The sequence below is a fragment of the Sphaerisporangium dianthi genome, from assembly GCF_042654065.1.
Classification (GTDB): Bacteria; Actinomycetota; Actinomycetes; order Streptosporangiales; family Streptosporangiaceae; genus Sphaerisporangium; species Sphaerisporangium dianthi.
Genome location: NZ_JBHSFP010000028.1, coordinates 50,105 through 68,125 on the forward strand (window position 1 = coordinate 50,105; position 18,021 = coordinate 68,125).

General features: G+C 71.4%; 17 protein-coding genes. 3 read left to right on the forward strand and 14 right to left on the reverse strand.

Annotated elements, in window-relative coordinates; genetic code table 11:
* Positions 1-178 precede the first annotated feature (178 nt).
* A complete protein-coding gene (gene guaB / locus ACFO60_RS30475) occupies positions 179-1,657 on the reverse strand; it encodes an IMP dehydrogenase (protein WP_380847072.1) in 1,479 nt (492 codons plus the stop codon).
* A 603-nt stretch (positions 1,658-2,260) separates the two neighbouring features.
* On the opposite strand from guaB, the gene ACFO60_RS30480 reads away from it, so the two are divergent.
* Positions 2,261-2,638 (forward strand): DUF5319 domain-containing protein, encoded by a 378-nt coding sequence (locus ACFO60_RS30480; RefSeq protein WP_380847075.1) that lies wholly within the window; start codon positions 2,261-2,263, stop codon positions 2,636-2,638.
* Here the strand turns inward: ACFO60_RS30480 and ACFO60_RS30485 are convergent.
* The 4 genes from ACFO60_RS30485 to groES all read right to left on the reverse strand — a co-directional run bounded on the left by ACFO60_RS30485 (position 2,599) and on the right by groES (position 5,776).
* Positions 2,599-2,805, reverse strand: a complete 207-nt coding sequence (locus ACFO60_RS30485; RefSeq protein WP_380847078.1) for a hypothetical protein — start codon at positions 2,803-2,805, stop codon at positions 2,599-2,601. The genes ACFO60_RS30480 and ACFO60_RS30485 overlap by 40 nt on opposite strands.
* Positions 2,802-3,428: a sigma-70 family RNA polymerase sigma factor gene (locus ACFO60_RS30490; protein ID WP_380847244.1), complete on the reverse strand. Its 627-nt coding sequence runs from the start codon at positions 3,426-3,428 to the stop codon at positions 2,802-2,804. The genes ACFO60_RS30485 and ACFO60_RS30490 overlap by 4 nt, the downstream gene beginning before the upstream one ends.
* Positions 3,429-3,735: 307 nt before the next feature.
* Positions 3,736-5,358, reverse strand: a complete 1,623-nt coding sequence (groL, locus tag ACFO60_RS30495) for a chaperonin GroEL (protein ID WP_380847081.1) — start codon at positions 5,356-5,358, stop codon at positions 3,736-3,738.
* 106 nt (positions 5,359-5,464) lie between these two features.
* Positions 5,465-5,776 carry a co-chaperone GroES gene (gene groES / locus ACFO60_RS30500; protein WP_055482820.1) on the reverse strand — a complete coding sequence of 104 codons (312 nt, stop codon included), beginning with the start codon at positions 5,774-5,776 and terminating at the stop codon, positions 5,465-5,467.
* Positions 5,777-6,069: 293 nt separating this feature from the next.
* On the opposite strand from groES, the gene ACFO60_RS30505 reads away from it, so the two are divergent.
* Positions 6,070-7,272 (forward strand): class I SAM-dependent methyltransferase, encoded by a 1,203-nt coding sequence (locus ACFO60_RS30505; protein ID WP_380847084.1) that lies wholly within the window; start codon positions 6,070-6,072, stop codon positions 7,270-7,272.
* Between the two features lie 216 nt (positions 7,273-7,488).
* Positions 7,489-9,132, forward strand: coding sequence for a coiled-coil domain-containing protein (locus tag ACFO60_RS30510; protein WP_380847087.1), 1,644 nt, complete (start codon positions 7,489-7,491; stop codon positions 9,130-9,132).
* Between the two features lie 24 nt (positions 9,133-9,156).
* On the opposite strand, the gene tsaD is transcribed toward ACFO60_RS30510, so the two are convergent.
* The 9 genes from tsaD to ACFO60_RS30555 form a co-directional block, all read right to left on the reverse strand.
* The gene (gene tsaD / locus ACFO60_RS30515; protein ID WP_380847090.1) at positions 9,157-10,188 is read right to left on the reverse strand and encodes a tRNA (adenosine(37)-N6)-threonylcarbamoyltransferase complex transferase subunit TsaD; all 1,032 of its coding nucleotides are present in this window, start codon (positions 10,186-10,188) and stop codon (positions 9,157-9,159) included.
* Positions 10,181-10,660, reverse strand: coding sequence for a ribosomal protein S18-alanine N-acetyltransferase (gene rimI, locus ACFO60_RS30520; RefSeq protein WP_380847093.1), 480 nt, complete (start codon positions 10,658-10,660; stop codon positions 10,181-10,183). The genes tsaD and rimI overlap by 8 nt, the downstream gene beginning before the upstream one ends.
* Positions 10,657-11,325, reverse strand: a complete 669-nt coding sequence (tsaB, locus tag ACFO60_RS30525) for a tRNA (adenosine(37)-N6)-threonylcarbamoyltransferase complex dimerization subunit type 1 TsaB (protein ID WP_380847096.1) — start codon at positions 11,323-11,325, stop codon at positions 10,657-10,659. Before tsaB ends, rimI begins: the two co-directional genes overlap by 4 nt.
* 548 nt (positions 11,326-11,873) lie before the next feature.
* A complete protein-coding gene (locus ACFO60_RS30530) occupies positions 11,874-12,464 on the reverse strand; it encodes a class F sortase (RefSeq protein ID WP_380847099.1) in 591 nt (196 codons plus the stop codon).
* Between the two features lie 22 nt (positions 12,465-12,486).
* Entirely contained in the window at positions 12,487-13,002 is a 516-nt protein-coding gene (locus tag ACFO60_RS30535) for a hypothetical protein (protein ID WP_380847102.1), read from the reverse strand.
* Between the two features lie 319 nt (positions 13,003-13,321).
* Complete coding sequence (tsaE, locus tag ACFO60_RS30540) at positions 13,322-13,777, reverse strand: tRNA (adenosine(37)-N6)-threonylcarbamoyltransferase complex ATPase subunit type 1 TsaE (protein ID WP_380847105.1); 456 nt, start codon at positions 13,775-13,777, stop codon at positions 13,322-13,324.
* A gap of 193 nt (positions 13,778-13,970) precedes the next feature.
* Positions 13,971-15,131 carry an alpha/beta fold hydrolase gene (locus ACFO60_RS30545; RefSeq protein WP_380847108.1) on the reverse strand — a complete coding sequence of 387 codons (1,161 nt, stop codon included), beginning with the start codon at positions 15,129-15,131 and terminating at the stop codon, positions 13,971-13,973.
* 13 nt (positions 15,132-15,144) lie between these two features.
* The gene (gene alr, locus ACFO60_RS30550) at positions 15,145-16,275 is read right to left on the reverse strand and encodes an alanine racemase (RefSeq protein WP_380847111.1); all 1,131 of its coding nucleotides are present in this window, start codon (positions 16,273-16,275) and stop codon (positions 15,145-15,147) included.
* A gap of 165 nt (positions 16,276-16,440) precedes the next feature.
* Positions 16,441-17,943: an NAD(P)H-hydrate dehydratase gene (locus ACFO60_RS30555; protein ID WP_380847114.1), complete on the reverse strand. Its 1,503-nt coding sequence runs from the start codon at positions 17,941-17,943 to the stop codon at positions 16,441-16,443.
* Between the last annotated feature and the right edge of the window lie 78 nt (positions 17,944-18,021).

Genomic DNA, 18,021 nt, shown 5'->3' on the forward strand with positions numbered 1-18,021 from the left:
CCGCTGTGGTCGTAGGTCGATACCCTCGCGCGCCGCGCAACCCATGCGCGCCGCACCCTTCATGAGACGCGCCCCGTCACCGATACGCGCCACGCCCTTCGTGCGGCGCGCCGCGTCACCGGTGCGCGCCGCATCTTTCGTGCCCCCGTCCGGCCTGCGGGCCGGGGCGGTGGCGCGGTCAGCGGCCGTGGTAGTTGGGGGCCTCGACCGTCATCTGGATGTCGTGGGGGTGGCTCTCGCTGAGCCCGGCCGAGGTGATGGGCATCAGCTGGCCGTTCGCGTGGAGATCGTCGACGGTGCGGGACCCGGTGTACCACATGCCCTGGCGCAGGCCGCCGACGAGCTGGTGGGCCACCGCCGCCACCGGGCCGCGGTAGGGCACCTGGCCCTCGATGCCCTCGGGGATGTACTTGTCCTCGCTGGTGACGTTCTCCTGCGAGTAGCGGTCTTTGCTGAAGGAGCCGCCGCGCTCGCGGTTGCGGACGGCGCCGAGCGAGCCCATGCCGCGGTAGGACTTGAACTGCTTGCCGTTGATGAAGATCAGCTCACCGGGAGACTCTTCGCAGCCGGCGAGCAGAGAGCCGAGCATGACGGTGTTGGCTCCGGCGGCCAGGGCCTTGACGATGTCGCCGGAGTACTGCAGGCCGCCGTCGCCGATCACCGGCACGCCGGCGGGGACGCACGCGAGCGACGCCTCGTGGATGGCCGTGACCTGCGGGGCGCCCACCCCGGCCACCACGCGGGTCGTGCAGATGGAGCCCGGGCCCACGCCGACCTTGACGGCGTCGGCGCCGGCGTCGATGAGCGCCTGGGCGCCGGCGCGGGTGGCGACGTTGCCGCCGACGACGTCGACCCGGCCGTTGGCCTTGATCTTGGCGATCATGTCGCACACCCCGCGGGAGTGGCCGTGGGCGGTGTCGACGATGATCACGTCGACGCCCGCCTCGATGAGCGCCATGGCGCGCTGCTCGGCGTCACCGGCGACGCCGACCGCCGCGCCGACGACCAGACGGCCGCCCGCGTCTTTGGTGGCGAGTGGATATTGCTCGCTCTTGGTGAAGTCTTTGACCGTGATGAGGCCGCGCAGCCTGCCGTCGGTGTCGACGAGGGGGAGCTTCTCGACCTTGTTCTGCCACAGCAGGCGGAACGCCTCGTCACGCGACACCCCGACCGGCGCGGTGACCAGGGGCATCGGGGTCATGACCTCGCGCACGGAGCGGCTCTGATCGGTCTCGAACCGCATGTCGCGGTTGGTGACGATGCCGACGAGGACGCCGCTGCGGTCGGTGACCGGCACACCGGAGATGCGGTATCGGGCGCAGAGCTGCTCGACGTCGGCGAGGGTGGCGTCGGGCGAGCAGGTCACCGGGTTGGTGACCATGCCGGCCTCGGAGCGCTTGACGAGGTCGGCCTGTGAGGCCTGCTCTTCGATGGACAGGTTGCGGTGCAGGATGCCGATGCCGCCCTGACGCGCCATGGCCACGGCCATGCGCGCCTCGGTGACGGTGTCCATCGCGGCCGACACCAGGGGGATGCGCAAAGTGATCGACCGTGACAGGCGGGTGGTGGTGTCGGCGTCGCCCGGTTGCAGATCGGAATACGCGGGCACCAGAAGCACGTCGTCGAACGTGAGCCCCGGCTCGGTGAACTTGGCCATCTGCAACCCTCCTGCCATGGCGCTCTCAAGATGGGGAAAGGCGCCGGCCCCCTGCGGTCAGTTTAGTGGTCCGCTCATCTCCGGCTCCGCAGGCCTGTGGACGACCAGCGGAGATCTCCCGGAGATCGACCGCGGCCGGGGGAATCCGGCCGGCGCGGCTGTGGACGGCCGGGAGGTCCCGACGCCCTCCGTTGCCGTGAACGATCTCCGGCACCGGTGGAACCGGGCGGATCCGGCGGCGAATCGCATGGAGATGCCGGATTTCCGGTACCCCCTACGGAGGAACCGGCCGAAATCATGTGCCAGGTGACTCTTGCGGACTAATCAGGGCAGAATTTTCTGACCCCGTGACCGCTGTGGACAACGCGCCACGAGGCGCCGTGCTTCCCGGCGGCCGCGAAAGCCGTGGCCGGCGGAGGAAAGCGTCCCCCCGCTGGAGGAGCCCGGTTTCCGGACGGCCGGGCCGCAGCCCTCGCCGTCGTCCCCCGCCATGTGGCGGCAGGGACACGGGAGCAGGCAGAGGCGTGCCGAGATCCGCGGGCGCGCTGGGCATCCCCGCCACTTGCCCTCATCAAGGTAGGTGGGGGTCATAAGGTGGAATGCGTGCTGGAAGACGTCCCCCGCGACCCCTTCGCGGAAGACCCCAACGACCCTGCCTCGGTTCTCGGCGATCTCGACGACTCCGAGCCGCTGACCATGGCCGAGCGCGACGAGGCGCTCACTGACCTCGCCGACGTAGAGGTCTTCCGCTCGCTTCTTGAGCCTCAGGGAGTGCTCGGGCTGGTCCTCGACTGCCCCGAGTGCGGTGAACGGCACTACTTCGACTGGGATCTGCTGCGAGGCAACCTGCGGCAGATGATCGACCACGGCCGCCCTCAGGTGCACGAGCCGGCCTTCGCCCCCGACCCTGCCGACTACGTGAGCTGGGAGTACGCCAGAGGCTACGTCGACGGGGTGATCGACACCGAAGAGAGCCGCTGATCGACGTCGCGGGCGAGCGCCCGCAGCAGGCTCACCACAGGGTCGTCATGATCGCCGAGGGGCCGCCGCCCGGCGAGCGCGTCGATGATCGCGTCCGTCCTGAGCACGTCCGGGTCGATGTCGGACCCGCGTTTTCGAAGGGAACGGGCCGGATGGAGGGCGGTCAAGCTATCGACTCCATGTCGGCCATCGCCCGCAACCTGGCCAGCGCCCGATGCTGGGCGACGCGAACCGCACCTGGTGACATACCGAGTACGTTACCGGTCTCCTCGGCGGAGAGTCCCGACACCACCCGCAGAATGATCAGCTCGCGCTGGTTGTCCGGAAGGCGCGAGAGCAGCGCGCGGGCGTGCTCGGCCTCGATGTAGCGCACCACGGTCTCTTCGGGCCCCGGTCCCTGGTCGGGACCGTCCGGCAGGTCCTGAGTGGGCACGGCGGAACGCACCGAACTGCGAAGCGCGTCCGCCACCTTGTGCGATGCGATGCCGAAGACGAACGACGCGAACGGACGCCCCATGTCGCGGTAGCGCGGCAGAGCGGCGAGCACCGCGATGCACACTTCCTGGGCCACGTCGTCGGCTATGTGATAGTGGCCGGACACCCGGCCCAGTCGAGCACGGCAATAGCGCACCACCATCGGGCGCAGTTGCCCGAGCAGTGATTCGATCGCGGCGCGATCCCCTTGCACGGCAAGGATCGTCAGATCCCTGAGGTCGGACTCGTCCGATCTCGTCGCAAGCCTTACCCCAGTTTTGGCGTCGGCGACGCGTCCCTCGGTCACGTTAGGCATGATGCCCGCCGCGATCGCGCATGTCGTCATAGTGAACGGATACGGATTGGTCACATTGACGCGTCGATAACGCAGAGTAATCGAGCGAACACAGTGGTGTTTGTATATTTCACTCGCGACCCGAATTCGCTGGATATTCGTTAGATGTCGCACCAGCTCCGCAGGCCCGCGGGGCGGCGCGTCTGACGCCTCGCCGCACCGGTCGGTTTACCTTCCCGGTCGAATCAGCGGCGGCAAAATCGTTTCGATACAAAAAAACACGGCCCCCGCCCTGCGGCGGGGGCCGTGCTTCGATCGAATGGTCGGGTCAGTGGCCGTGACCGTGACCGTGACCCTGCCCCCCGGCGGCCGGAGCCTCCTCCTCGGGCTTGTCGACCACGAGGACCTCGGTTGTGAGCAGCATGCCGGCGATGGACGCGGCGTTCTGCACGGCCGAGCGGGTGACCTTGACCGGGTCGATGACGCCGTCGGCGATCAGATCGCCGTAGGAGCCGGTCGCGGCGTTGAGGCCGTGGCCGACGGGCAGCTCACCGGTCTTCGCCGTGACGACGTACCCCTCGAGGCCGGCGTTCTCGGCGATCCAGCGGGCCGGCTCGACGAGCGCACGGCGGACGATGGAGACGCCGGTCGCCTCGTCGCCGGTCAGGCCGAGGTCGTCGAGGTCCTTGGCGAGGTGCACGAGCGCGGAGCCACCGCCGGAGACGATGCCCTCCTCGATCGCGGCGCGGGTCGCGGAGATGGCGTCCTCAAGGCGGTGCTTCTTCTCCTTGAGCTCCACCTCGGTGGCCGCGCCGACGCGCAGGATGCAGATGCCGCCGGACAGCTTGGCGAGGCGCTCCTGGAGCTTCTCGCGGTCCCAGTCGGAGTCGGTCTGCTCGATGGCGTGCTGGATCTCGCGGACGCGGTCCTGGATCGCCTGAGCGTCACCGGCGCCGTCGACGATGGTCGCGCTGTCCTTGGTGACGACGATGCGGCGGGCCGTGCCGAGCACCTCGGTGCCGGCGTTGGCGAGCGTGAGGCCGAGCTCCTCGGAGATCAGCTGGCCACCGGTCAGGATCGCGATGTCCTGCAGCATGGCCTTGCGGCGGTCACCGAAGCCGGGCGCCTTGACGGCGACCGAGGTGAACGTGCCGCGGATCTTGTTGGTGACCAGGACGGCCAGGGCCTCGCCCTCGACGTCCTCCGCGACCACGAACAGCGGCTTCTTGGTCTGGGCGACCTTCTCGAGCAGCGGCAGGAAGTCGGCGATCGAGGAGATCTTGCTCTGGGTGAGCAGGACGTAGGCGTCCTCGAGGACCGCTTCCATGCGCTCCTGGTCGGTCACCATGTACGGCGACAGGTAACCCTTGTCGAACTGGAGGCCTTCGGTGAACTCCAGCTCCAGGCCCATGGTGTTGGACTCTTCGACGGTGATCACACCGTCCTTGCCCACCTTGTCGAACGCCTCGGCGATCAGCTCGCCGATCTTGGCGTCCTGCGCGGAGATCGTCGCCACATTGGCGATCTCCTGCTTGTCCTCGACGGGGCGGGACAGCTCGAGGAGGCGGTCGCTGACGGCGCGGGCCGCCAGGTCGATGCCACGCTTGAGCGACAGCGGCGAGGCGCCGGCGGCGACGTTGCGCAGGCCCTCGCGGACCATCGCCTGGGCGAGCACGGTGGCGGTCGTGGTGCCGTCACCCGCGATGTCGTTGGTCTTCGTCGCCACTTCTTTGGCGAGCTGGGCGCCGAGGTTCTCGTACGGCCTGTCGAGCTCGACCTCACGGGCGATGGTGACGCCGTCGTTGGTGATGGTCGGCGCACCGAACTTCTTGTCGATGACGACGTTGCGGCCTCGCGGCCCGAGGGTCACCTTCACGGCGTCCGCGAGGGCGTTCACGCCGCGCTCAAGAGCGCGCCGCGCGTCCTCCTCGAACTCCAAGATCTTGGGCATTTAAGTCCTCCCAGCATCAAGGCCCCGGGCCTCAGCTAAGGGCCCGGGGCTTGACACGCATTTTCGGTAAGGCTCCGTACAGGTGGTCGCTTACGCGCCCGGGGTCTTACTTCTCGATGATCGCGAGAACGTCACGGGCGGAGAGCACGAGGTACTCCTCGCCGCCGTACTTGACCTCGGTACCGCCGTACTTGCTGTAGAGGACGACGTCCCCTTCCTTGACGTCGAGCGGGATGCGCTTCTCGCCGTCCTCGTCCCAGTTGCCGGGGCCCACCGCGAGGACCTTGCCCTCCTGCGGCTTCTCCTTTGCGGTGTCCGGGATGACCAGACCGGAAGCGGTCGTCTGCTCGGCCTCAAGCGGCTGGACCACAATGCGGTCGCCGAGCGGCTTAACGGGAACCTTGGTGGCGGTCGTCACGATCGGACCTCCCCTTCAGATTGTGATGATGAGCTGAAGAGGCGACCAGCGGCCTGCCGTCGCGGGTGTCAGACCTGCCTCGTCGCATTTTTAGTTGGCACTCTCACTAGGCGAGTGCCAACACTGAACAGTATGCAAGGCCGCCGACGCAGTCAACACGGACAGGCCGTCCCAGGTCAGTACGGCCGTCGACCACCGTGCGACTCGCCCGAATTGTCCGCCTATGGGGGTGGCCTCGCGTGATGGCGGAGTGGTGCGTCACGGCCGCGGCGCCCGCGATAGCGTCGGGAGACGTGGACCTCTACGCCTTCCGCGAATTGCTGACCCCTCGCGGGCAGAAGGCCCTCGGCGAGGCCGTGGGCGCTGTGACGGACGGCACAGACCCGGTGGCGGCGGCGACCCGGCTCAGGAAGACCTACGACGCCCCGCTCGCCGCGGCCGCGCTCACCCAGGCCCGCCTCCGGGCGCGAGGCGCCGTCAAGTTCGGGCAGGACGCCGCGCGCATGTACTTCACCCCCGACGGGCTGGAGCAGGCCACGCGCACGGAGGTGGCCGCCCACCGCGCCCGCCGGTTCGCCCCCGGCGCGCGCGTCGTGGACGCCTGCTGCGGCATCGGCGGCGACCTGATCGCCCTGGCCCGCGCCGGGTGCGAAGTCGACGCCGTGGACCTCGACCCGCTCACCGTCGAGGTCGCGCGGGCGAACGCCGTGGCGCTGGACCTCGGCGGCCGCGTCACCGTGCGCGCCGCCGACGCGGCCGAGACCGGCCCTGAGGCCTACGACGTGCTGTTCGCCGACCCGGGCCGTCGGTCCACCGGCAGGCGGGTCTTCGACCCGATGGCCTACTCGCCGCCGTGGCCGACGGTGCTCGACATGGTGGCGCGGGCCCGCGCCGCCTGCCTGAAGGTCGCGCCGGGCATCCCGTACGAGTTCATCCCCGCGGGCGCCGAAGCCGAATGGGTGTCCTACCGCGGCGAGGTCAAGGAGGCCGTTCTGTGGACGGGCGCCTTCACCGAGGGCGGCCCCGCGGAGGGCGGCGCGGCGGGGGCGCCGCGCCGCAGCGCCACGTTGCTGCCTTCGGGGCACACGTTGACCGCCGACCCGGCCCTCGGGCCCCCCGACCATGGGCCGGTGGGGCGATATCTGTACGAACCGGACGGCGCCGCGATCAGGGCGCATCTCGTGGCCGAGGTGGCCGCCCAGGTGTCCGGCCGCCTGCTCGACCCCCAGATCGCCTACATCACCGGAGACGTCCCCGCGAGCACACCATGGGCCTCGCGGTACGAGGTTCTGGAGACGCTGCCTTTCTCGCTGAAACGCCTGCGCGCCGCGCTCCGCGAACGCCGCGTCGGCACCGTGACGTTGAAGAAACGCGGCTCGGCGCTCGATTTGGAACGCTTGCGAAAAGATCTGCACCTTTCCGGGGACAAGTCGTGTGTTGTGGTACTCACCCGCATCGGCGAGCGTCCTTTCGCATACATTTGTGACCCGTCCTGACCTGCGCCGACGCGTGTTCACCCATCAAATCGGGGCAATCTGGCGATATCACGATGTTTTAAAGTCGGCCCCGAAATTCTCCCGCCGAAGCACTACAGTTGGCCAGCGCGCGGGATTCTGCCTCATTGATGGTTCACCCGCCTGATTCGCCACGCAAGACGACCGCCCCGACCCCACCGCCGTGCGGCCGAACGCCCGCGAGTGAAGGAGCTTCCGGTGGATCACTCCAACCACACCCTCCTCCAGGCTGGAAGCCAGACCGCCATCTCCGACCGCATGCGCGAGCTGCTCGCCAGGGCCGCGCAGGACCACGTCTACGAGCAGCGCACCCAGGGCGCGGTGCTGGACGAGATCCGGCAGCGCCTCGAAGGCATGGAGTGGCTGCTGCGCGAGGTCCGCGAGCGCGAGCTGGGCGGGCTGAGCGGTGCGCTCGAAGGGGTCAACGGCCGGCTCGGCGAGCTCGCCACCCGGCCTCCGGCATGGGCGGAGGGCCTGGCCCAGCACGTCGAGATCGTCCGCGACCGCGTCGACGGCGTGGGCAACCGCCTCGCGGGGCTCGGCGACCGCATCGAGGCCGTGAGCGACCGCGTCAAACCCATCGCCGAGCTTCCCGGCCTGTGGACCGAGCTCGGCACGGTGCGCGAGGGCGTCGCCGAGTCCCTCAAGCGCGTCCAGGCCGTCCTCGACGGCGTCCAGGGCGTGCCCGAAGGCGTGGCCGAGCTGACCAGGCGGCTCGCCCAGCTCGGCACGAGCATGGAGGCCGCGGGGGGCCGGTTCACCCGGGTCGACAAGGCGCTGCTCGACCTCACGCAGCGCACCGAGCGGGTCGAGGGCAGCGTCCTCGACCTCACCGAGGGCCTGGAGGACACCCTCTCGTCGGCCGTCCAGCGCCTCAGCGGGTCCATCGAGCAGCTCACCGGCAAGATCGACGGCATGACCGCCCAGCTGGCCGAGACCGAGAGCCGGCTCACCACCCGCCTGGAGGGCGTCGAGGGCGGTCTCGCGGGCACCGGCGACGGGCTGGAGGCCCTCGGCGGGCGGCTGGAAGGCGTCGCAGAGCGACTCGCGACCGTGGACGAAGGGGTGCGGGCCGTGGACGGGCGGCTGGAGGCCGTGAGCGACCGGCTGACCGGCCTCGACGACCGGATGGACGGCGCCGCCGGGCACCTGGAGGCCGTCGCGGCCCGGGTGGAGGCCACCGACGGCCGCGTGGCCGGCCTCACGGGTCGATTCGACGCGGTGGACAGCCATGTCGGCGCGGCCGAAGGACGCCTGGAGACCGTCGACGTCCGCCTGCAGAGCATCGACGGACGCATCGAGACGGCCCAGTCCTGCCTCACCGGCCTCGCGGGCCAGGCCACAGGCATCCAGCAGCAGCTCACCGATACCGACGGCCGGCTGACCGCCCTCGACCAGCACGTGACCGGCGTGGACGACCGCCTGTCCAGGCAGGACGAACGCCTCGGCGCCATCGACGCCGGCTTCGAGGACGTCAACGAGCGGCTGGAGATGGTCGACGACCGCGTCGAGGCCGTCAACCAGCGCGTCGGGCAGCTGCCCGCCCTGCTGGAGGTCGGCGAGGTCCACAAGCGCGTCGGCGAGCTCATCAGCGCCCAGACCGACGGCCAGGGCAAGCGGTTCGACACGCTCGGCGAGCGGCTCGCCGAGGCCGCGGCCGCCCTGCCGCCCCTGGCCGAACTCGTGCGCGCCCGCCCCGACCGCGACCAGCTCTCAGAGACCGTCGACCAGATCGTCCAGCCCACGCACAGCGACCTCACCCGCAGGCTCGGAGCGCTGGAGGAGACCATGCTGGCCCTCGCCGAGGCGCTCCTGCGCCCCGCCCGCGCCCCCAAAGACTGAACGCGCCCGGCCGCGTCCCCGCCGTCAGACGTGGATGGCGGTGACGGGAAGCGAGGAGTCGGCGGGGATGTCCAGAGGCGACGGTTCCACGCCCGCCGCCACCAGCTCGGACCCGAGGGCCGCGATCATCGCGCCGTTGTCGGTGCACAACCCCGGCCGCGGCACGCGCAGGCGCACCCCCGCCGCGTCGCACCGCTCCTGCGCCAGAGCGCGCAGCCGCGAGTTCGCGGCCACCCCGCCCCCGATCAGCAGGTCCTTCACGTCGTACCGCCGGCACGCCTGCAACGCCTTGCGCGTGAGCACGTCCACCACGGCCTCCTGGAAGGACGCCGCCACGTCCGCCACGGGCACCGGCTCGCCCGCGCGCTCCTTGGCCTCCACCCAGCGCGCGACGGCCGTCTTCAGCCCCGAGAACGAGAAGTCGAGCGTGCCGTCGTCGTACTTGCCGCGCGGGAAGGCGACGGCCGTGCCCGACCCCTGGACGGCGGCACGGTCGATGTGCGGGCCGCCCGGGAAGGGCAGGCCGAGCACCCTGGCCACCTTGTCGAACGCCTCGCCCGCCGCGTCGTCCACCGTCGAGCCGAGGGAGATCACGTCCTTGGCCACGTCCGGCACCAGCAGCAGCGACGAGTGACCGCCCGACACCAGCATCGCGATCGACGGCTTGGGCAGCGGGCCGTGCTCCAGCTGGTCCACCGCCACGTGCGCGGCCAGATGGTTCACCCCGTACAACGGCACCCCGAGCCCCAGCGCGTACGCCTTGGCCGCCGCGACCCCCACCAGCAGCGCACCCGCCAGCCCCGGACCGGCCGTCACGGCCACGGCGTCGATGTCGGAGAACCGCAGCCCCGCCTGCTCGAGGGCGCGCTCGACGGTCGGCGTCATCGCCTCAAGGTGGGCGCGCGAGGCGACCTCGGGCACGACGCCGCCGAACCGCGCGTGCTCCTCGACGCTCGAAGCGACGGTGTTCGCCAGCAGCGTGTTCCCCTGGACGATGCCGACACCCGTCTCGTCGCAGGAGGTCTCGATGCCGAGGACCAAAGGTTCGTCAGCCATCAGCGTTCTCCGCCTCGTCCAGCTTTCTCATCATCATGATCGCGTCGGTTCCGTCGTCGTAGTACTCGCGCCGCAGCCCGATGCGCTCGAACCCGAAACGCTCGTACATCGTCTGCGCGGGCGGATTGTCCGCCCGCACCTCGAGGAACACCGCCTCCGCCCCCCGGCGCGTCGCCTCGTCGAGCAGAGCCCGCAACATCGCGCTGCCGATGCCCGCCCGCTGCCGGTCGGCGCTCACGGCGATCGTCTGAACGTCCGCCTGGTCGCCCGCCGCGGCCAGCCCGGCGTACCCCACGACCTCGCCGCCATCGGCCACGGCCACGATGTAGTGCCGGGTGCGCGGCTGGTCGGCGAGCTCACCTCGCAGCATGCCCTCGCTCCATGCGTCGAACGGGAACGTCGAGCGTTCGATCGCCAAGACCGCCGGCAGGTCGCCCACGGTCATCTGACGCAGCGTCGCGGCGCTCGTCATATGGTGACCTTCTTCGGCGGGCCGGGCACCCGCGCGTCCGGACGGCGCAGGTAGATCGGACGCGGCGCCGTCAGGACGCCACCGTCCGCGGGGGCGCCGGACGCCAGGATCTCGGCGGCCAGCGCGGCCAGCGCCCCCGCCGCCGGATACTCGGGAGCGCCCTGAACCAGCCGCGCCTCCCCCATGATCTCCGCGTACATGCGCGCGCCCGCCCCCAGCACGGGGAGCCCGCCCGGCACATCATGAGGACGGTCCACCGAGGGCCCCGCCACGCGCGTGCGCATGTCGGAATAGCGGCCCCAGAAGACCTCCTTGCGGCGGGCGTCGGTGGCCACGATGAAAGGCTCGTCCAGGCCACTCGCGTAAGCCAGCGCGTCCAGCGTGCACACCCCGTACGCCGGGGCCCCGCTCGTCGAGGCGAACGCCTGCGCCGTCATCAGCCCCACGCGCAGACCCGTGTACGGCCCCGGGCCCGCCCCCGCGACGATCGCCGTCACCTCGCGCAGCGACACGCCCGCCTCGCGCAACACCTCGCGCACGGACGGGACCAGCAGCTCGCCATGACGGCGCGCGTCTATCGTCGTCGACTCGGCGAGCACCCGCTCGCCGTCGTGGAGCGCCGCCGTGACGGCCGGAGTCGCGGTATCGAAGGCCAAGACCAGCACGAACATCAAGCCTAGCTGTGTTTGATTGCGCTCGCTCCGCTCGCGCGGTGCTCAGGCGCCCTTGAGCCGGCGCCCTTCCTCGTCGTTCACGAGCGCTCGTCCCTCGCACTCGCTCTCTCCTCGTCACGACACCGGCGCGCCCGAGCACAGTGCTCATGGCGCTCGCTCCGCTCCCGCAGTGCTCAGGCGCCCTTGAGCCGGCGCCCTTCCTCGTCGTTCACGAGCGCTCGTCCCTCGCACTCGCTCTCTCCTCGTCACGACACCGGCGCGCCCGAGCACAGTGCTCATGGCGCTCGCTCCGCTCGCGCGGTGCTCGGGCGCCTTTGAGCCGGTCCCCTTCCTTCGTCACTCGGAAGCGCTCGTTCCTCGCACTTCCTCCTTCCTCAGTCAGGGAACCGGCGCGCCCGAGCACGTGGGGGTGGAGGAGGCGGTCGGGTGGGGAGCGAGGAGCCGAGGGTGGGGCAGGGGAGGACCTGAGGGAGATCCACAGGTCAGGCACGAGAAGAGGGGTGGAGTGGTGATGGTTTGAGAGGCGGGAAGCCCGGGGGTCAGGAGACAGGGGCGGGGAGCGCTTTGAGGGGGGTGTCTCGGGGGGACTGGCGGGAGGCGTAGACGATGATGTTGTCGAGGTATTCGTGGGTCTTGCGGTCGAAGGCTCCGCCGCAGGTGACCAGGCGGAGGCCGTCTTCGACGTAGACGCGCTGTGCGGGGAAGTCGTTCTTGGCCACCTGTTCGACGGAGTCGACCTTGTAGGTGGCGGTCCTGCCGTCGCTGCGGAGGATCTTTACGACGGCGCCCTTCTTGACGTCGCGGAGGCGGTAGAAGACGGCCGGGGCCGTCTTGGTGTCCACATGCCCGATGATCACCGAGGCGCCGGAGTCGCCCGGCACGACGCTCTGGTCGAACCATCCGGCCATCGCGGGTTTCTCGAACGGGGGCAGCTCGACCTCGCCGTCATCGCCGAGCCCGAGCTTCATGAGAGGCGCCTTGAGGTTCAGCGAGGGAATGTCGAGCCGTTTGGGGACGGCGGCCTGCCGGGGCGCGGCGACGTCCTTGTCGCGGTTGGTGAGGGCGAACATGACCGTGCCCATGACGAAACCGATCGCCACGACCTTCAGCCACTTGGGGGAATCAGCCATCGAGGGGACGCCGGTTTCCGGTTCAGCCGGCCTTCGACCTGCGACGCGCCACGGCGATGCCACCGGCCAGGGCCGCGACGAGGCCGGCCGCGATCACGCCGCCGGGGATGCCGGAGGGCTCCTCGGCCGGCCCGCCGGCCGCCGTGCCGCCGCCGCCCGCGCGCGGCGCCCTGGAAGGCACGATGCGGGTGCGGGTCGGGTTCGGGGTGGCTCGGGGCCGCGCGACCACGGTGAGGGTGGCCTTGCCGATGTCGTTGGTGCCCTCGCACTTGACCTCGACCTGGAACTGCCCGGGGTCGGTGTCCTCGTCGACGAGCGCGAATCCGTGGACCTCCGGCGGCGGCGCGACCGCGGTCACCGGGGTGGACGACACGGCGGGGGTGGCCGGGGGCGGCTGGGTCAAGGTGACCAGGCCGGTGAACGCGTCCGACCGCGCGGTGGCGCGGTAGGCGGTGCCCCCCTGCGGCAGGGGGCAGAAGGCCCGGACGCGGATGGACCGCGTCGCCCCGCCCTGCACCCGCGCGGGAACGAGCTGCACGCGGATGTCCTGCCGGCTCACGGACGGCGTCGGCGTGGGCGCCGCTTCACCGCCGCTCTGCGCCTGCGCCGTGCAGGCGACGCCACCCAAGAGTAGGAATGCTCCAGCTAACGCGACCTGCCCGACCCTGTGCACCGTCGCACTCCACTTCGCCTGCGATACGACCCCGCCCGACATGACCACGCTGAGGCGTTACCCCACCTGCATACCCAGAAAAGTAACGGCAATCCATTGGAACGATCTTCATTCCGATGATCCGTAACATCGGGGGCATGCGTCAAGGTTGGCTAGATTACCGGTCTAGATCGCGGAAGGGCGGTCAATCGAGGGAGCCGGGCATGTCGCTCCATCGCCGACCGACGCCGCGCACGCGGACCAGCCGCTCGTCACCGGCGTCGCCGCGCTCGATGGAGATCTCGAGCCGGTCGTCGGCCAGGCCCTCCACCAGGCCCTCCCCCCACTCGACCACGGTCACCGAGTCGTCCAGGGAGGCGTCGAGGTCCAGGTCGTCGACCTCCAGCGCGCCGCCGAGGCGGTAGGCGTCCGCGTGGACGAGCGCCGGCCCGCCGGCCAGGGACGGATGGACCCTGGCGATCACGAACGTCGGCGAGGTGATCGGGCCTCGGACCTTGAGCCCTTCGGCGATGCCCTGCACCAGAGTGGTCTTGCCCGCGCCCAGCGGGCCGGACAGCACCACGAGGTCGCCGGGGCGCAGCAGGCGCGCGATCTCGTCGCCCAGCGCCCACATGTCCTCGGTCGTCGCCGCGCGCCTCATCGGGATTCCTCCACCGCGTGCCTCATCGAACCGTGCATCGAACTCTCTCTGATGGCCCGTATCGCCTATGGGACTCGAAGGGGCCCCCGCCGCGCCCCGCGCGTCCGCCGCGGGCTCGCCTGGCCGGCCCCAGAGGGGTGACGCCGCGCGCCTCAGCGGCCCGCGTCGCCCGTCCAGGATCTCATGGGGCCCGTCACGAGACCTCCTTCTCGTCCACGTCGCCCTCCTCGCTCACGGCCGCCCCCTCGCACTTCCCTGAGCCGGCGGCGGCCACGGCGCTCGGAGCCGCCTGGGCCTCCTTGAACTCGTCGACCTCGGCGACCCTTTCGAGCAGCTCGCCGATCACCTCGTTGACGATCGCCGGCTTCTCCATGAGGACCAGGTGGGAGGTGCCGGGGACCTCGGTGAGCCGGGCGGAGGCCACGGTGGCGCTGATCGCCTTGCTGTGGTCGGGCGGGGTCAGCCAGTCTTTGTCCCCGACGACGACCTCGACGGGCACCTTGCCGATCACATCGAGGGCGGCCAGCTTGTCGTGCGACATCAGCGCCGGGTAGAAGTCGGCGATGACGTCGGTCGGGGTCGAACGGATCATCGACTCGGCGAAGTCGACCACCGTGGGGCTGACGTTGGAGGGGTCGCCGAACGCCAGGTAGCGCAAGGCGAGGAACGACACGTCGTTGCCGGCCTGCCTGCCCCGGTCGATCAGCGCGGCGCGGCGGCCGAGCACCGACACCGCCGGCGGCGCCACCCAGTGGACGACCTTCGAGATCAGCGCGGGCATGCCGAGGGTGATCTCGGCGAGCCTGCCGGCCGAGGTGGAGATCAGCGCGACGCCGCGCACCTTGTCGCCGAACAGCTCAGGACGGCTGTCGGCCAGCGCCATGACCGTCATGCCGCCCATCGAGTGGCCGACCAGCACGCACGGCCCCGGCACCAGCTGCCTGAGGATCTCGGCCAGGTCGTCCCCGAGCCGGTCGATGGTGCAGTCTTCCGCCGGGGTGCGGGCCGAGCGCCCGTGGCACCGCTGGTCCCAGAAGACCATCCGGTAGCGGTCGCGCAGGTCGCGCCGCTGGTAGTGCCAGGAGTCGAGGTTCAGCGTGTACCCATGGCAGAAGACGACGGTCAGCGGAGCGTCATCGGGCCCGTCGACCTCGGCGTACAGCTCGATGCCGTCGGAGGTCTTGACCGTGGTGCCGCGTCCGCGCAACTCGCCGAACGGCTCGCTCACCTCCAGGTCGGGCCGCAGGCGGATGCGGCCCACGATGTACCGCTTCGCCAGGGCCGTCGCCGCGAGGCCCGCCGACGCCGTCCCGAAGACCGCCCCGGCGATCCCGACCCTGCGCCGTGTGGACATGCACGACCTCCTTCTACCGGTGAACGCGCGGCACGCGTGAACCAACCCTGGTCACGATCTCATGAGTGATCGTGCCGAGGGAATCGGCCCACTCTTGCGCGGTCGGCTCGCCTTCGGTCCCTGGCCCGAACAGGATGACCTCGTCGCCCTCGCTCGCGCGGTCGTCGCCGATGTCGATCATGAACTGGTCCATGCACACCCGGCCCGCGACGGTGCGCCGCCGGCCCGCCGCCCATACCTGCCCCCGATTGGACGCCGCACGCATCACGCCGTCGGCGTAGCCGAGGGGGACCAGCGCGAGCGTGGTCTCGCGCTCGGTGACGTAGAGGTGCCCGTAGGAGACGCCGGCGCCGGCCGGCACCCGCTTGACCATCGCGAGGCGGGCGCTGAGCGTCATGGCCGGACGCAGCCCGAAGTCGCCGAGCTCGGGGATGGGACTGAGCCCGTACACCGCGAGACCGGGCCGCACCATGTCGTAGTGGGCCTCAGGGATGTTCACCGTGGCCGCCGAGTTGGCGATGTGGCGCACGACGCGCGGCCCGGCCACCCCGGCCTTCTCGGCGACGGCGAGCGCGTCGTCGAACGCGGAGAGCTGGCGCTCGATGGAGGGATGCCCCGGGATGTCCGCGCAGGCCAGATGCGACCACAGCCCGGTGATCTCGATCAGGCCGTCGGCCTGCGCGGCCAGGGCGCGCTCGAGCAGCGCCGTCCACCCGCCGGCGGTCGCGCCGCCGCGCGTCATGCCGGTGTCGATCTTGAGGTGGACGCGCGCCGTGCGCTCGGCACGGCGGGCCGAGGCCGCGATGTCGTCCAGCAGCCAGACCGCGCCCGCCGACAGGTCGACCGCGGCGGCCACGGCGTCGTCGATGGGCTCGCCGGGTGTGACGATCCACGAGAGGATGGGCGCCGTCACGCCGGCGGCGCGCAGGTCCAGGGCCTCCTGGATGTAGGCGGTGCCGAGGCGCGAGGCGCCGGCGGCGAGGGCGGCCCGCGCGCAGGGCACCAGGCCGTGGCCGTAGGCGTCGGCCTTCACCACGGCCATCACCTCGGCGGCCGGGGCGTGCCCGCGGAGCACGGCGATGTTGTGCGCGATGGCCGAAAGATCCACCCGGGCCTGAGCCGGCGTCACGAGGGAACCGTCCATGGGAAAGCTCACCCTCTCAGTCTGGCAGCGACGCGCCGTGCCTGAGCCGGTCGGCGGCCGGACGGCGACGGCGGGTCGTCACAGTGGTGCGAATCGGCGAGATCGCGCCGGAGCCGGATGGTGATCGGCGGCGCCGGTCGCCGCGGACGGCGGGATCGGTCCTGGTCAGGCGCTCGCGGTGAGCGCGCGGACGGCGGCGGGGATCTGAAGGGCCACGTCGAGCGCGGCGATCGGCGCCTCGCCCTCTTCCGGCCCTCCGGCCGCGAGGCGTCCGGCGAGACCGTGCACGTAGGCCGCACAGGAAGCGGCGTCATAACAGCTCAGACCCCCGGCGAGGAAGGCTCCCGCGATGCCGGCGAGCACGTCGCCCGTGCCGCCGGTGGCCAGCCATGGGGTGCCCGTGACGTTCACCCGGACCGGCCTGCCCTCCTCGGCGACCAGGGTAGTCGACCCCTTGAGAAGAACGGTGACTCCGAGCTCGCGCGCCGCGCGGCGCGCGTAGTGGAGCCGGCGGGCCTCGATCTCGGCCGGCGCCACGTCCAGCAGGCGGCCCAGCTCCCCGGCGTGCGGGGTGATCAGCGTGGGCGCCTCGCGTCGCAGGAGCTCCCGGTCACGGGACACGACGGTCAGGCCGTCGGCGTCGACCAGCACCGGGACGTCGCCGCCGAGCACCGACCGTGCCAGGGCGTGCGCCTCGTCGCCGGTGCCCATGCCGGGCCCGAGCACCCACGCCTGCACCCGGCCGACGTCGCGCACCCCCTCGCCCGGGGTGATCACCTTGGTGACGGCCTCCGGCCACCTGGCGCGGACCTGGGCGACGGGTTCGGCGGCGCTCGCGAAGCGCACCAGCCCGGCCCCGGCCCGCACGGCGCCGCCGACCGACAGCACGGCGGCCCCGGTGAACCGGTCGCTGCCCGCGACGACGCCGACCACGCCTCTGCGGTACTTGTCGGACACGGCGGAAGGACGGGGCAGCAGGCCGGCCACGTCCGCGCCGGTGAGCGCGACCACGTCTGGGGCCGGCAGGTGCGGGCCGAGGCCGATGTCCGCCGGGTGGAGAGTGCCCACGCGGCTCGCCCCCGGGTCCACCAGCAGGCCCGCCTTGACCGCGCCGAAGGTCACCGTGAGATGGGCGGCGACCGCCTCCCCCTGGACCTCCCCCGTGCTCGCGTCGACGCCGCTCGGGACGTCCACGGCGACGACGACGCCGGGCGCGCCCGCCGTCAGCCGGGCCAGCGACGCGTACGGCTCGCGCAGCGCGCCGGCGCCGCCGATGCCCACCAGGCCGTCGACGATGACGTCCGCGCGCCCGACCAGGTCCGCGAGGACGCGGTCGGCGGCGATGTCGCCGTCTCGCGCGTCCACCGGCCTGCCTCCGGCGCGGAGGAGGTCGGAGAGGCCGCCCTCGTGCGCCGTCCGCCCGGCCAGGACGGCGTGCACCCGCGCGCCGCGGCGGGCGAGCAGGGCTCCGGCGTACAGCGCGTCGCCGCCGTTGTCACCGCTGCCGATCAGCAGGACGACGCGCGAGCCGTACACGCGGGGCAGGACGTTCACGCAGGCCACGGCGAGCGCGGAGGCGGCCCGGCGCATGAGCGTCCCATCGGGGAGGCGCGCCATGAGCGTCCGCTCGGCCGCCCTGATCTCGTCGGAGGTGTACGCGGTCAGCATCCCACCGAATGTAGCCTTCCCGATCACCGCGGCGAAGGTCACCCGCCGTGAGACGCCGCACTGTCGCGCCCCGGCCGC